This window comes from Lacinutrix gracilariae (assembly GCF_042684485.1).
GTDB classification, from domain to species: Bacteria; Bacteroidota; Bacteroidia; order Flavobacteriales; family Flavobacteriaceae; genus Oceanihabitans; species Oceanihabitans gracilariae.
The window spans coordinates 1-14948 of record NZ_JBHULM010000012.1 but is presented as its reverse complement, the minus strand read 5'-3'; the positions used below and the strand labels follow the sequence as shown (position 1 = coordinate 14948).

11 protein-coding genes are annotated in these 14948 nt (G+C 32.2%); 5 read left to right on the top strand and 6 right to left on the bottom strand.

Annotated elements, in window-relative coordinates; all coding sequences use genetic code 11:
- The first annotated feature begins 247 nt into the window (after positions 1-247).
- The 4 genes from ACFSSB_RS14970 to secDF all read left to right on the top strand — a co-directional run bounded on the left by ACFSSB_RS14970 (position 248) and on the right by secDF (position 6206).
- Entirely contained in the window at positions 248-1216 is a 969-nt protein-coding gene (locus tag ACFSSB_RS14970) for a hypothetical protein (RefSeq protein WP_379905740.1), read from the top strand.
- A gap of 123 nt (positions 1217-1339) precedes the next feature.
- Complete coding sequence (locus ACFSSB_RS14965) at positions 1340-2266, top strand: malate dehydrogenase (protein ID WP_379905738.1); 927 nt, start codon at positions 1340-1342, stop codon at positions 2264-2266.
- 185 nt (positions 2267-2451) lie between these two features.
- Positions 2452-3072, top strand: coding sequence for a hypothetical protein (locus ACFSSB_RS14960; protein ID WP_379905736.1), 621 nt, complete (start codon positions 2452-2454; stop codon positions 3070-3072).
- Positions 3073-3236: 164 nt separating this feature from the next.
- The gene (gene secDF / locus ACFSSB_RS14955; protein WP_379905734.1) at positions 3237-6206 is read left to right on the top strand and encodes a protein translocase subunit SecDF; all 2970 of its coding nucleotides are present in this window, start codon (positions 3237-3239) and stop codon (positions 6204-6206) included.
- Positions 6207-6387: 181 nt separating this feature from the next.
- Here secDF and ACFSSB_RS14950 read toward each other — a convergent pair whose 3' ends face one another.
- From ACFSSB_RS14950 to folE, 6 genes are all read right to left on the bottom strand, one after another.
- Positions 6388-8007: a hypothetical protein gene (locus ACFSSB_RS14950; protein WP_379905732.1), complete on the bottom strand. Its 1620-nt coding sequence runs from the start codon at positions 8005-8007 to the stop codon at positions 6388-6390.
- Positions 8008-8162: 155 nt separating this feature from the next.
- Positions 8163-8654, bottom strand: coding sequence for a DUF192 domain-containing protein (locus ACFSSB_RS14945; RefSeq protein ID WP_379905730.1), 492 nt, complete (start codon positions 8652-8654; stop codon positions 8163-8165).
- An 87-nt stretch (positions 8655-8741) separates the two neighbouring features.
- Positions 8742-9668: a prolipoprotein diacylglyceryl transferase gene (gene lgt / locus ACFSSB_RS14940; protein WP_379905728.1), complete on the bottom strand. Its 927-nt coding sequence runs from the start codon at positions 9666-9668 to the stop codon at positions 8742-8744.
- A 192-nt stretch (positions 9669-9860) separates the two neighbouring features.
- Positions 9861-10097: a membrane protein insertion efficiency factor YidD gene (gene yidD, locus ACFSSB_RS14935; protein ID WP_379905726.1), complete on the bottom strand. Its 237-nt coding sequence runs from the start codon at positions 10095-10097 to the stop codon at positions 9861-9863.
- An 87-nt stretch (positions 10098-10184) separates the two neighbouring features.
- A complete protein-coding gene (cysS, locus tag ACFSSB_RS14930) occupies positions 10185-11678 on the bottom strand; it encodes a cysteine--tRNA ligase (RefSeq protein WP_379905724.1) in 1494 nt (497 codons plus the stop codon).
- 24 nt (positions 11679-11702) lie between these two features.
- Positions 11703-12380 carry a GTP cyclohydrolase I FolE gene (gene folE / locus ACFSSB_RS14925; protein WP_379905722.1) on the bottom strand — a complete coding sequence of 226 codons (678 nt, stop codon included), beginning with the start codon at positions 12378-12380 and terminating at the stop codon, positions 11703-11705.
- Between the two features lie 191 nt (positions 12381-12571).
- Here folE and ACFSSB_RS14920 point away from each other — a divergent pair.
- Positions 12572-14948: beta strand repeat-containing protein (locus tag ACFSSB_RS14920; protein ID WP_379905720.1), on the top strand; the 2377-nt coding region annotated here is incomplete at its 3' end.

Genomic DNA, 14948 nt, shown 5'->3' with positions numbered 1-14948 from the left:
TATAAATACTTGAAAGTGTTTCTAGAAACACTTCTTGTTTTAGCATCTATACACGCGTTTAAGAAGCGAATAGTATTAATCAAGTTTCTTTATGTCAACTGCGTAAAAGTTGGTTTGTAGTAGTTGTGTAGTAAAAGGAGATGTTTTATGATATTGTGTTTATTTTGTAAAATATTTTTACAAATTAGTATCCATACTATTAAAATAATATTAGTTTAGCAAACCAATTAAAAAAAAGGATATATAAATGAAAAAATTATTGTTGTTATTAAGTTGTGTTTCTCTTGTATTGCAAGGTTGTTCTAGTGATTCTAATGGAGACGATTCTAGTACTTGTGGTACTGTAAGCTTAACAAGTGTTTCGCAAAATGGGAATACTTTAAATTTTAATTACCAATCTCAAAATGCTTTTAATTATTATGAGATAGGATACGACCAAACAACTAGTGTGGCTGGTCAAGGAAATGATTTATTTTTCAATTACAGTTTTACAACTACAAATGCTTCAAATGCAAGTATTGATGATGAAAATTTATCCTTTTATGCAGAAAACAATCAAACATTAAGTTTTTACATAAGAGCTCAATGTACCAATGGAGATTTAACCGATTGGCAAGGACCTATTGTTTTAAGCATTGATGACTTTTGTGAAAAACCATATGATTTTAGTGTGCAAAACGGAACCGCTTATTGGAGTACCTATTACAATCAAACAAACGCTTCTTACTTTCAATTGCAATACGGAAATCAAGGATTTCAAATCGGAAATGGAGAGGTAATAACAACAAATGATGAAAGTACATCTGATGCAGCTTTAGTTTCAGGAAACACTTATGATTTTTATGTAAGATCATTTTGTACTAACAACTTAGGTTTTAGTAACTGGGAAGGTCCTGTAACTTATTACGCAGAAAATGATCAAAATTTATGTAATGCACCTTCTAATATTACAACAGAAGTAGAAAGAAATGGTTTTGGTGAAGCTATAGGAGCCGTTTTTCGTTGGGATTACAATGGAGAAACTAACTTTGAACACGTTGTGGTATTAAATAATTATTCTCCAGACTCAGGAACTATTTATACTTCAGATACTGGTGGATGGCCACTTTATACCTTAACGCAAAATACAAATTATGATTTTTATATTAGATCTGTATGTTTAGATGGTGCTAGAACAGAATGGGTTGGACCAATAGATATAAATATAGGGAGTTAATAAAAGAATAGACTATAGATATTAAAGGCGCAAGTAAAACACTTGCGCTTTTTCTGTTTTAAAACATTAATTATTATTAATTTTACAGTTATTAAAATTCAACACAAATTTAAAATATAAAAAATGAAAGTAACAGTAGTAGGAGCAGGAGCAGTAGGTGCAAGTTGTGCAGAATATATTGCTATTAAAAATTTTGCTAGTGAAGTTGTAATCTTAGACATTAAAGAAGGTTTTGCTGAAGGTAAAGCAATGGATTTAATGCAAACAGCATCATTAAATAATTTTGATACAAAAATTACAGGAAGTACAAATGATTACGCTAAAACAGCAGGATCTGATGTTTGTGTAATTACTTCAGGAATTCCTAGAAAACCAGGTATGACTCGTGAAGAGTTAATTGGTATTAACGCAGGAATTGTAAAAATGGTATCTGCTAGCTTAATTGAGCACTCACCAAATACAATTATTATTGTAGTGTCTAACCCAATGGATACTATGACATATTTAGTACACAAAACTACAGGTTTACCAAAAAACAGAATTATTGGAATGGGAGGAGCTTTAGACTCTGCTCGTTTTAAATACAGATTAGCAGAAGCTTTAGGAGCTCCTATTAGCGATGTTGACGGAATGGTAATTGGTGGACATAGTGATAAAGGTATGGTGCCTTTAATTGGTAAAGCAGCAAGAAACAGTGTAAAAGTTTCTGAGTTTTTATCAGAAGAACGTATGGACCAAGTAGTACAAGATACTAAAGTTGGTGGTGCAACACTTACAGGTTTATTAGGTACATCTGCATGGTATGCTCCAGGAGCAGCAGTATCAGGAATGGTGCAAGCTATTGCTTGTGATACTAAAAAAATCTTCCCTTGTTCTGCATTATTAGACGGAGAATTTGGTTTAAGCGATTTATCCATTGGTGTTCCTTGTGTATTAGGAGCTAACGGAATTGAAAAAATTGTTGAAATTAGCTTAACAGATGCTGAAAAAGAAAAATTAGCAGAATCTGCAGAAGGTGTAAAAGCTACTAACGGATTGTTAGAACTGTAAAAAGTAAAATACTAACCTTAAGGTTTTTATTAACCCAATAGGTTGTCATTAATATTTATATAAAGACTGTAGAAATACAGTCTTTATTTTTTATATTTGGCAAAACATAAATAAAAACATAATACCATTAACTGCAGGTATTATGCATATTAGATAAGACAGTTAAGAATAGTGTATATTTGCGCATGAAAAAGTGGTACATCTGTACTTTAATTATTGCTTTTGCTTTACTAGGTTATATTAGTAAAGAGCAAACAGCTATGCCAAATCAGAAAATTGTACTACAGTTTTCTAACACAGCCATTTCTTCTAATGAAATTGAAAACACCGTTGCTATTGTAAAAAAACAATTAGTAGACTTTGGTGTAGATAATATTCATGTTTCTAAAATTGAAAACGGACAACTGAAAATTACGTATTATAGTGATGCGGATGTTGTTAGTATTAAAAATAAGCTTTCTAATAAAGAACGCTTAGCTATAGATTATACTTCCAAAAACAATAAAGACTATCCTAAAGTACCTGTATCTAAAGACGCATATAATCTAGACGTTTATAAAATACAAGATGCAAAGAATGCTAGTTCTGGGTTTGATGGTAAAGTAGCTTTAGAGCCTAAGATAGAAAGTGATCGTTACTTTAATCCTAATGTGTATTTTTCAGCTTGTTTACTTCAAGAAGAAGAACTAACGGCTTATGCACAAGTAGCCTATAAAGTACACACAAATATTGCAATAGCAATAGACCATACTTCCTATAAAATACCAGAAGTTAGAGCAGGACCTTGCACAAAACAAACTTCATAAAAAGGTAGTTCTTTTAGTTACAAAGCAATAATGCCTACTAAAAGAACCCAAAATCTTATTTAAATATAAAAAAATGTCAAAAAGAAATGCGTAAATGATATATTTGCGCTCCTGTTTCGAGTACTCGAAATAGGTATTAAAATAGACCATAAAAAAATATAAAAATGCAAAACAAAGGATTAGTAAAATTATTTGCACTATTGTTTGGTTTGGTAAGTATTTACCAATTATCATTCACGTTAAAAAACAGTAGTATTGAAAGCGATGCAGAAGCTTTTGCAAATGGAGATGCTGTAAAAGAGAGTAAGTATTTAGATTCTCTTTCTAACAAAGAAGTTTATAATATTGGAATAGCAAAATATACCTACAATGAGGTAAAAGAAAATGCTATGAACTTAGGACTTGACCTTAAAGGTGGAGTTAACGTTATTTTACAAGTTTCTGTAAAAGACATATTAAAAGGATTAGCTAATAATACAACAGATCCTACATTTAATAAAGCATTAGACGATGCTTCAGAATTACAAAAAAACAGTCAGAATACTTATTTAGAAGATTTTTATAACTCTTTTGAGGCTATAAAAGGAGATACTAAATTAGCTTCACCAGATATTTTCTATACAAGAGCTTTAGATGGTGAAATTGACGGAAACATGACAGATGCTGAGGTTAAACCAGTTATTTCAAGAAAAATTGATGAGTCTATTGTTTCTGCTTTTGAGGTATTACGTAAACGTATTGATGAGTTTGGTGTAACTTCACCTAACATTCAACGTTTAGGAAGTTCTGGTCGTATTCTAGTAGAATTACCAGGAGTTAAAGATGCAGAGCGTGCTACAAAATTATTACAAAGTACTGCACAATTAGAATTTTGGGATGTATATAACAAAAATCTTTTCGGAAGCTTTTTAACACAAGCAAATGAAACTATTAAAAGTATTGAAAAGTCTAACCAAGTAAATACAGAAGAAGTAAAAGAAGCTACTTCTGAAGAAGATAAAATTGCAGACCTTTTAGGTGATGATCCAGATTCTACTGCAGTACAAGCAAATCCGCTTTTAGATAAATTAATTGCTTCTCCAGATCCAGCAGCAATTGCTTTAGTTAATATTAAAGACAAAGAAACTATTAGTGAGTATTTAAACTTACCACAAGTAAGAAACTTACTTCCTGCAGAACAACGTTATGTAAAATTTGCTTTTGGTAAGCAAAAAGGAGATAGCGAGTTAGTAGACTTATACGCTTTAATTGGTAATAGAGAAAACGTACCAGAATTAGGTGGTGGCGTTGTTGTAGATGCAAGACAAGATTATGATCCATTAGGAAAACCTCTTGTAAGCATGCAAATGAATAGTAAAGGTGCTAAAATCTGGGAAGAAATGACTGGAAGAGCTTTTACACAAAGAAGTCAAATTGCTATTGTTTTAGATAACGTAGTATATTCTGCACCTGGAGTAACAACAGGAGCAATTGCAGGTGGTAACTCACAAATTTCTGGAAACTTCACACTTAATGAAGCAACCGATTTAGCAAACGTTTTAAGAGCAGGTAAATTACCAGCAAGAGCAGAAATTATTCAAAGTGATGTAGTAGGACCATCTTTAGGTCAAGAAGCTATTGATAGTGGTAAAATGTCTTTTGCTATTGCTTTAAGTTTAGTGTTACTATGGATGATTTTATACTATGGTAAAGCAGGTTTATTTTCAGATATTGCAATGGCATTAAACATACTTTTAATGTTTGGTGTACTTTCTGGTTTAGGAGCTGTATTAACACTTCCTGGTATTGCAGGTATTGTATTAACAATTGGTATGTCTGTAGATGCAAACGTACTTATCTTTGAGCGTATTAGAGAAGAGCTTGCTAAAGGTAAAGATCAAGCTACAGCAATTAAAGATGGTTTTTCTAACGCACTTTCTTCTATTTTAGATGCCAACGTAACTACAGGTTTAACGGCTTTAATTTTATTTGTATTTGGTACAGGACCAATTAAAGGTTTTGCAACTACATTAATTATTGGTATTGCAACTTCATTATTTACAGCAATTTTTATTACTAGATTATTAATAGACTGGTATGCTGGTAAAGGTGGGAAATTAGAATTCTCAACAGGTTTAACTAAAAACTTATTTAGAAACATAAATATTGACTTCTTGAAAAAACGTAAAATTGCTTACATTATTTCAGGAGCATTTATTGTATTAAGTTTAGGATCTTTATTTACAAACAAATTAGATCAAGGTGTAGATTTTGTTGGTGGTAGAACATACCAAGTTCGTTTTGAGCAACCAGTGAGCGCATCAGAAATTTCAGAAATACTTTCTTCTCAAGATGTGTTTGGAAGCGCAGATGCAAAACTTATTGGTAATAGTAATGATGTAAAAATTACTACTAAATATAAAATTAACGAAGCTTCTTCAGAAGTAGATGAAGAAATAAGACAAAAATTATTTAATGCATTACAACCGCATTTATCTAACATAAGTTATGATGCGTTTATTAATCTTAATGATGACGATAAACAAATTGGTGTAATGGAGTCTTATAAAGTAAGTCCTTCTATTGCAGATGATATTAAAAAAGCATCTTTCTGGGCAATTTTAGGATCTTTAATCGTAGTATTCTTATATATCTTATTCCGTTTTAAAAGATGGCAATTCTCTCTTGGTGCAGTAGCAGCAGTATTTCATGATGTATTAATTGTATTAGGTGTATTTTCACTTACTTACAAATTCATGCCATTTACAATGGAAATTGACCAAGCATTTATTGCAGCCATATTAACCGTTATTGGGTACTCATTAAATGATACAGTGGTTGTGTTTGATAGAATTAGAGAGTTCTTTAACGAGCATACTACTTGGGATTTTGATAAAGTAATTAACGCATCATTAAGCAGTACATTAAGTAGAACCTTAAATACCTCTTTAACAACATTAGTAGTGTTATTAGCAATCTTTATTTTTGGTGGAGATTCTATTAGAGGATTTATGTTTGCATTAATTGTTGGTGTTGTTGTTGGTACATATTCATCACTATTTATTGCAACTCCAGTAATGTATGACTCTGTAAAAAGAGGAAACGCTATGGATGCTTTAAAAGCAAAAGAAAAAGAAGAAGAATTAGAAGCATAAGCAACTAACAACCCTTTATATAAAAAAACCTTTCTGTGTTATGCAGAAAGGTTTTTTTTATGTTTTTTTTATTTTGGGCGTTACGCTACTACGTAACAACTACGTAGCGTCAGGCTTTTCGCTATATCTTTTTTGCTTTTCATGGCAAAAAAGGATGCCGCATCAATCCTTAACGCGAGGCTTATTTAGTTGGACTAAATTTGTTTACAAACGAAGTTAAGTTAGTAGCATAACCAACCATCAACTGAGGATGCACTTGGTAATTCTGTGTATGATAATAAGCACCTAATCGCACAAAAACACCACCTTTTTTTCCTTTATTAGGATTTGTCAGCCAGTAAAAATCAGCCTTGATATTAACAATGTTATATTGAAATCCAAAATGTTCAACACCATCGTCTAATATAGTCTCGTTTAAATTGATATCATCTATAGTGTTAGATCCACTATAAGAGAGTTTATTTAGGCTAAGACTTACGTCTGCACCAAAATTGGTTTGTGGTCTTATTTCTATATTCACATAAGGACCATGACTGGTAGATATTAATGAAGATATATTTTCATTGTCTTTAGCAGCATCTCCTTCACCAGAATTTACCGAAGATACTTTAAGAGCAGTTCTATAAAAAGCTCCTTGGTAGCCTAAAGAAATATAAGAGAAAAAACGCTTTGCTTCATGCGATAAAATATCTACTGCTAAATTTCCATTTATATTATTTTTGGTTAATAAATCAAAATGGTTGAAAGCGGTGTTGGTTGTTATATTGTTTGCGGTACTTTGCGTTATTTCAATAGTTCTAAAGGAGTCGTTAGAACCATTATAAAGAGCAATGTTTGCTTCTGCAATTAGTTGTCTAAAAAGCGTATAATTAGCGTTTTTAATAGTTGAGTTTTTCTGATTTAATGGTAAAAGTAATTTAGCTTGCGCATTAACAAGACTGTTGCTATTGTTATTATCAAAAGCCATAACATCGGTATATAAAACCGCTGTGAAAAAATCAAAAAATTGTCTTTGCATCACTTGCTGCTCTAAATTTTCTTTGTCAAAATGTAACTCTGTATTAGCAACGGAATAATTAAAGTGTTGGTCAGAGTCAAAAGCAAACACATCATTATAGTCAATCTTGTAGCATTTGTTTTCACTAACACTAAATTTGTTTTTACTACCATAATTATTAAAATAACGAATAGGAACGCTAAAGTTATTATTAACTACAGTTACTTTTTCGTTTTCATCTTCGTTTATATATCCTTCTAATACGATAGTTGAAGCCTTATTGTTAAAAAAATTGATATAGGCTTTTTTAATATTAATAACATCATCCGTTTTAGCGATATTAGCTTGGTTCTGACCAATGTTAGAGCATTTGTCAGAGCTTTTAGTTAACTTAACCTCATTGTTTAAAGTTATTTTTCCTGAATATTGCGCAGGTTCTCCATCTATAATTTCAGTTAAGCTTCGTAAAGCTTTTTTCTTCTTTAAAACTTTAGGTAAAACGTTTTCTACCGTTTTTAAATCATTTTCATCAGCCTTATAATCATCAGCTATATTATCATCTATTTTTTTAATTAATTGAATGACAATCGTTTGAAATGTTATACTTTCAACACTGTAAGTGATTCCTAAGCTTTCTTCGTGTTTTTCTGTGTTGGCTATTTTAATATTGAAATCACTATCATTAAATTTAGCCTGAATTTGGTAGGCTTTTTCTTTAAAAATTAGATTATCAATAGTGTGGTATTCCTGACTAAAGCAATGTATACTAATTAGAAATAAGAGTAATGTGGTTAGTTTTTTCATGACATTTAAAATTGATTAGCATCTTAAAAGTAATGAAAAAAATATTTAGTTAACTACCTGGTAACTGGTATTTTAAAGTAAAATAAAATGCGTTTTACACTTTTGTCTTATTTAAGGTTAACTATGTTTTGTTAGTAAGAGAAAAAAAGAAGTTTTTATTTAGCTGTTTCTGTATATTGTATTCTGTCTCCAACATCTAAAAGCCATTTTTGAGCCAATCCAGCATTTATTTCTAAAACATATTGAGCAGGAACTCTTGAAGGTAATGAGGTTTCATCAAAAGGAGTTGCGTTTTCTTGAAAACTAACAATGTGTTTATTGTGGTCTAAATAAATTAAGTCTAGTGGAATTCTAGTGTTTTTCATATAAAAAAAACGTTCACGCATGGTCGGAAAAACAAATAGCATACCTTGTTTTTCTTGCATAGCATTTCGGTACATTAAACCTGTTTGTATGTCGTAATCTGTGTCTGCAATTTCTATATCTAATTGCGTGACTATAGAATCTGTAGCAGCTTTGTAAATAGTAAGACTACCTTCTTTTTTAAAAGGTATTTCAATAGGTTTTATGTCTTTTTTCTGCTCTTTACAAGCACTTAAAAATACTATAGAGCACAGAAGAAGCGTAGCAAATATTCTTAGTTTCATATACGTGTTTGGTCGCTCGCAGTCGATACCTGTTTTAAAATAGAAAAATAAGACTTCTCGACTGCGCTCGAGCTAAGCTTATGGTATTTAAATTACTTTCGTTTTAGGTTTATAAATAAACATAAAATATAAACCAATTAAAATAAATGGTATGCTTAACCATTGTCCTGTATTTAAAGCCCAAGTGGCACGATCATCTACTTGTGCTTCTTTTACAAATTCTACAAAGAAACGAACAGTCCAAAGCATTATTAAAAATAAACCAAATAAGAAACCTGTTTGATTGCCTTTATTGGTTTTAGTATAAAAAAACCATAGAATTAAAAATACAAATATGTAACTAAAAGACTCATACAGTTGTGCTGGATGTCTAAAAGGTACAGCGTCTAGTAAATTTTGAAATTGTGGATTATTAGCAATAGCATTATATGCTTCTTTAGGTGTTTTCATTCCTGTTAACTTAACCGCTTCATATTGGTTGTATTCTTCTTGAATAAAACGAACTCCAAAGGCAGAATCTGTAACTTTTCCTATAATTTCTGAATTGATAAAATTTCCTAAACGAATAAAAATAGCTCCACTTGCCACAGGAATTACAACTCTATCTAAAATCCACATTAAAGACTTGTACTTGTATTTTCTTCGGTATAAATACATACCAATAATAATTCCTATTGCTGCACCATGACTTGCTAATCCTTGAAAACCAGTAAATTCAAATTTTGGTACAAATCGAAATGGTAAAAAGATGCTAAAAAAGTCTTGTGATATAAGTTCCGATTGGTAAAAAATAACATGTCCTAAACGTGCACCAAGCATGGTTGCTATTATGGTGTATAAAAAAAGAGGATCTAAATAATCTGGATTAATATTTTCTTTTTTAAAAATACGTTTCATGATTTGCAGTCCTAAAAGGAAAGCAATAATCCACATAACACTATAAAAATGTAGTTTGAAATTACCAATAATGTCAATACCTGTTATCGGATTCCAATCGAAAGTTAAAAAATGCATAGAGTTTATTTTGTGATGGTAAATATAGACAATTGCAAATGGATTAAAAAGAAACCTGGCTTAATGAAATGTTATTTTTTTTGAAGTTTTTTGTTTGCAGAAGGTTGTATGTTATAATGCAATAATGTCCTTTAAAGAAAATGTATAGTAAACTTTTAAGGGAATAGGAGAGTATGCGTATTAGTGATTTTTTTAGTTGTCATCCTTTTCAGGAACAGGATCGTAACCAGATTTTCCCCAGGGATGACAACTAAAAATTCTTTTTAAAGCTAATTTACCTCCTTTTAATAAACCGTGTTTTTGTAGTGCTTCTTTAGTGTAATGCGAACATGTTGGTTGAAACCTACAGGTAGAAGGTGTTAAAGGTGAAATCAGTGTTTGATATACCTTGATTAAAAATAAGAAAGGTGCGATTAAAAGTTTCTTCATTGGTAACTCCTACGAAAACAGGAACTTTATTAATTGAACGTAAATTTTTAAATATACATTCCAGCTTTCGTAGGAATGACAATACTGTTAATTTGTAGTAAAAGTAGTGCCATCTTTACCATCTTTCAGGTTAATGCCTACTTCTGCTAATTCATCTCTAATTTTATCAGACATAGCAAAGTCTTTGTTTGCTCTGGCTTCTTGACGTAATTTAATTAAAAGATCTACAGCACCTGTAAGTTTTTCTGTTCCAGAATTAGTTTCGATGTTATTTTCTAATCCTAAAATATCAAAAACAAACGCATGTATTAATTTAGTGAATGCTTCTAAGTCTTCTTTAGAAATAGTTTCATTTGCAGCTTTTAATTTGTTAATGGTGGTAACTCCTTCAAATAACCAAGAAATTAATATTGGTGTATTAAAGTCGTCATTCATTGCTTCGTAAAACTTAGTTTCTAAAATCGCTAAAGTTTCTTTGGTGTTTTTAGATGTTTCTTTAGATGTAGGTAACGTTTTTAAAGAATTTACTGCTTCCATTAAGCGATGGAAACCTTTTTCGCTAGCTTGTAAACCAGCATCTGTTAAATCTAAAACACTTCGGTAAGAAGCTTGCATCATGAAAAAACGAACAACACTAGGGCTGTATGCTTTAGACATAATGTTGTTTTTACCAGAAAGTAATTCGGCAGGATTGATATAGTTTCCTGAAGATTTACTCATTCTAGCTCCATTAAGTTCTAGCATATTAGCATGCATCCAGTACTTTACAGGATCTTGTCCTTTTGCTGCTCTGTTTTGTGCAATTTCACATTCATGATGTGGGAATTTTAAATCCATTCCGCCTCCATGAATATCAAAATACTCTCCAAGATATTTGGTGCTCATTGCTGTACATTCTAAGTGCCAACCAGGAAAACCATCACTCCAAGGAGAAGGCCAACGCATAATGTGTGTAGGTTCGGCTTTTTTCCAAAGAGCAAAATCTTGCGGATTTCTCTTGTCGCTCTGTCCATCTAATTCACGTGTGTTGTGAATTAAATCATCTAACTTACGCTTGCTTAAAATACCATAATCGTTTGTTTGATTGTACTTGTGTACATCAAAATAAACAGAACCGTTAACTTCATAAGCAAAACCATTATCTATAATAGATTGAATAAGTTCAATCTGCTCAATAATATGACCTGTTGCTGTAGGTTCAATACTAGGAGGAAGAAGGTTAAAAGTATTTAGAACATTATGAAAATCTACAGTATAACGCTGTACAATTTCCATAGGTTCAATGGCTTCTAATCTTGCTTTTTTAGTAATTTTATCTTCACCAACGTCTGCATCATTTTCTAAATGTCCAGCGTCTGTAATGTTTCTAACATAGCGTACTTTATATCCTAAATGTAATAGGTATCTAAAAATCATGTCAAAAGACATGAATGTTCTAACATTTCCTAAGTGTACATTACTGTAAACCGTTGGTCCACATACATACATACCAACATAACCATCTGTAATGGGTTCAAATTTTTCTTTTTTACCAGAAAGGGAATTGTATATTTCTATGTTTTGCTTTTGTAAGGTTTGCATAAAGTAGGCTGTTTACTTTAACTACTAAAAAGTAGTGTCTAATTTAATATAATCTAAAAATTCTCTACGAGTTTCTTTTTCTTTGAATTTACCACCAAACTCGCTCGTTACTGTACTAGAATCTACATCTCTAATACCTCTTGAATTTACACATAAATGTTTGGCATCAATAACGCAGGCAACATCTTCTGTGTTTAAAACTTTTTGTAATTCTTTTACAATTTGAATGGTTAAACGTTCTTGTACTTGTGGTCTATTTGAAAAGTAATCTACAATTCTATTCATTTTAGATAAACCAACAACGGTTCCGTTAGAAATGTATGCTACATGCGCTCGACCTACAATTGGTAATAAGTGATGCTCACAAGTAGAATAAACAGTTATGTTTTTTTCTACTAACATTTCTCCATATTTATATTTGTTATCAAAAGTAGAAGCACTAGGCTTGTTTCTAGGGTCTAAACCACTAAAAATTTCTTTAACAAACATTTTAGCTACTCTGTTAGGAGTGCCTTTAAGACTATCATCGTTTAAATCAAGACCTAATGTTTCCATAATATGTTTAACATCGGCTTTAATAATATCTATTTTTTCCTCATTTGAAATTTCAAATGCGTCCTCACGCATTGGAGTGTTTGTAGATGTACCAATATGGTCGTCACCTAATGCGTTAATTTCGTCTAAATTGCTATCCAGTTTCATTAAAAATAATAATAATTATAATTAGCAAAGATAAGTAATTCCCATTTGTTATGGTTTGAATTAAATCATAATTAATTTATAATTGATTTCGTTTTTTTTACTTAATTTTTAGATGTAATTACTTTATATTGAGTAAATTGTATGGTGTATCCCTTTTTTGTGCTTGCATAAAAAATATATAACCTTTTTTTATGAAGAGATTTTTACTTCTTGTTTATGTATTCTTTACTCACTTTATGTGGTCTCAAGCTCCTGGTTGCGCAAATGTAGATGCTGGACCATCTCAAATAGATTTAAATTGTTCAACAGGTTGTGCCGATTTGACTGCGACTTTTCTTGAAACAGGAGAAACTACATCTTATGATGTTACTGCCATACCTTTTTCTCCTCCTTCCTCTTTTTCAGGTTTAACAAATCAGTTGTTTTTCACAGGAGAGGATTTGTGGTCTAGTGTAATAACTATTCCTTTTGATTTTTGTTTTTTCGGAAGTACTTATAATCAGTTGCTTGTTGGTATTAATGGTACTCTAAGTTTTCAAACAATTAATGCAGGTGGAGGTTCTGATTTTATTTTTGCTAGTACTTTGCCAAATAATTCAGATGAAGCTTTAAGGGAAGGAAATATTTTTGGTGCAGGCCATGACCTTAGTGCTAGTTCTAGTGGTGGAACTCATGAAATTGCTTGGGAAATTCAAGGAGTAGCACCTTGTAGAAGGTTTGTTGCATCTTATTATAATGTTCCTCAATTTAATTGTTCTACTTTAATAACTACTCAAATGATGGTTTTATATGAAGGAACAAATACTATTGAAGTTTATATAGAGGAAAAACCAACATGTGATTTTTGGGTTTTTGGAAATGCGGTCGTTGGTATACAAAATGACGCTGGTACTGAAGCGGTTTCTCCACCTGGAAGGAATACTAGTAATTGGATAGCAACAAACGAAGCATGGCGTTTCACTCCAAATGGTACACCAAATTATAATATAACTTGGTATGATGGTAGTGGAGTAAGTATAGGAAATACACCAAGTATTAATGTTTGTCCTACAGCAGATGAAACTTTTACGGTAGAAGTAGCATATACTAATTGTAATGGTTCGACTTTTACAGGTGTTGATACTGTGGATGTTATAGTAAATGCAACACCAACAGTCGCACTAAGTAGTAATTCTACAACCTGTTCTGGAGGAAACGCAGTATTTACGATAAATGGAACAGCTGGTGATATAGTAGATTATACAGGAATAGTAGGTTCTCCAACAAGTCCTGTCACATTAGATGCTTCCGGAACAGCAGTAATTACAGTAGTTGGAGTCACCACAGACCAAACAATAACACTAACTAATGTTACCAATCCAACAACAAGTTGCTCAGGAGCATTAAACAACACGGAAACTGTCACCATTAGCGCGACACCAACAGTCACACTAAGTAGTAATTCTACAACCTGTTCTGGAGGAAACGCAGTATTCACGATTAACGGAACCGCAGGCGATATTGTAGATTACACAGGAGTAGCAGGTTCGCCAACAAGCCCTGTTGCTTTAGATGCTTCCGGAACAGCAGTAATCACAGTAGCAGGAGTCACTACAGACCAAACAATAATAGTAACCAATGTTATCAATCCAACAACAGGTTGCTCAGCAACATTAAATACTACGGAAACTGTAAGCATTAGCGCGACACCAACAGTCACACTAAGTAGTAATATGTCTACCTGTTCTGGAGGAAACGCAGTATTTACGATTAATGGAACAGCAGGCGATATTGTAGATTATACAGGAATAGTAGGTTCTCCAACAAGTCCTGTTACATTAGATGCTTCCGGAACAGCAGTAATCACAGTAGCAGGAGTAATTACAGACCAAACAATAACATTAACCAATGTTACCAATCCAACAACAAGTTGCTCAGGAACATTAAACAACACAGAAACTGTAAGCATTAGTGCTACACCAACAGTTACACTAAGTAGTAATTCTACAACCTGTTCTGGAGGAAACGCAGTATTCACGATTAATGGAACAGCAGGTGATATTGTTGATTACACAGGAATAGTAGGTTCGCTATCAAGCCCTGTCACTTTAGATGCTTCCGGAACAGCAATAATCACAGTAGCAGGAGTCACTACAGACCAAACCATAATACTAACCAATGTTACCAATCCAACAACAGGTTGCTCAGGAACATTAAACAACACAGAAACTGTAAGCATTAGTGCGACACCAACAGTCACACTAAGTAGTAATTTGACAAGCTGTTCAGGAGGAAATGCAGTATTCACCATCAACGGAACAGCAGGCGATATAGTAGATTACACAGGAATAGTAGGTTCGCCAGTAAGTCCTGTCACTTTAGATGCTTCGGGAACAGCAGTAATAACAGTATCAGGAATCACTACAGACCAAACAATAATAGTAACCAATGTTACCAATCCAACAACAAGTTGCTCAGGAACATTAAGTGCTACCGAAACCGTTACCATTAGCGCAACACCAACAGTAACACTAAGTAGTAATATGTCTACATGTTCAGGAGGAAACGCAGTATTTACTATCAACGGAA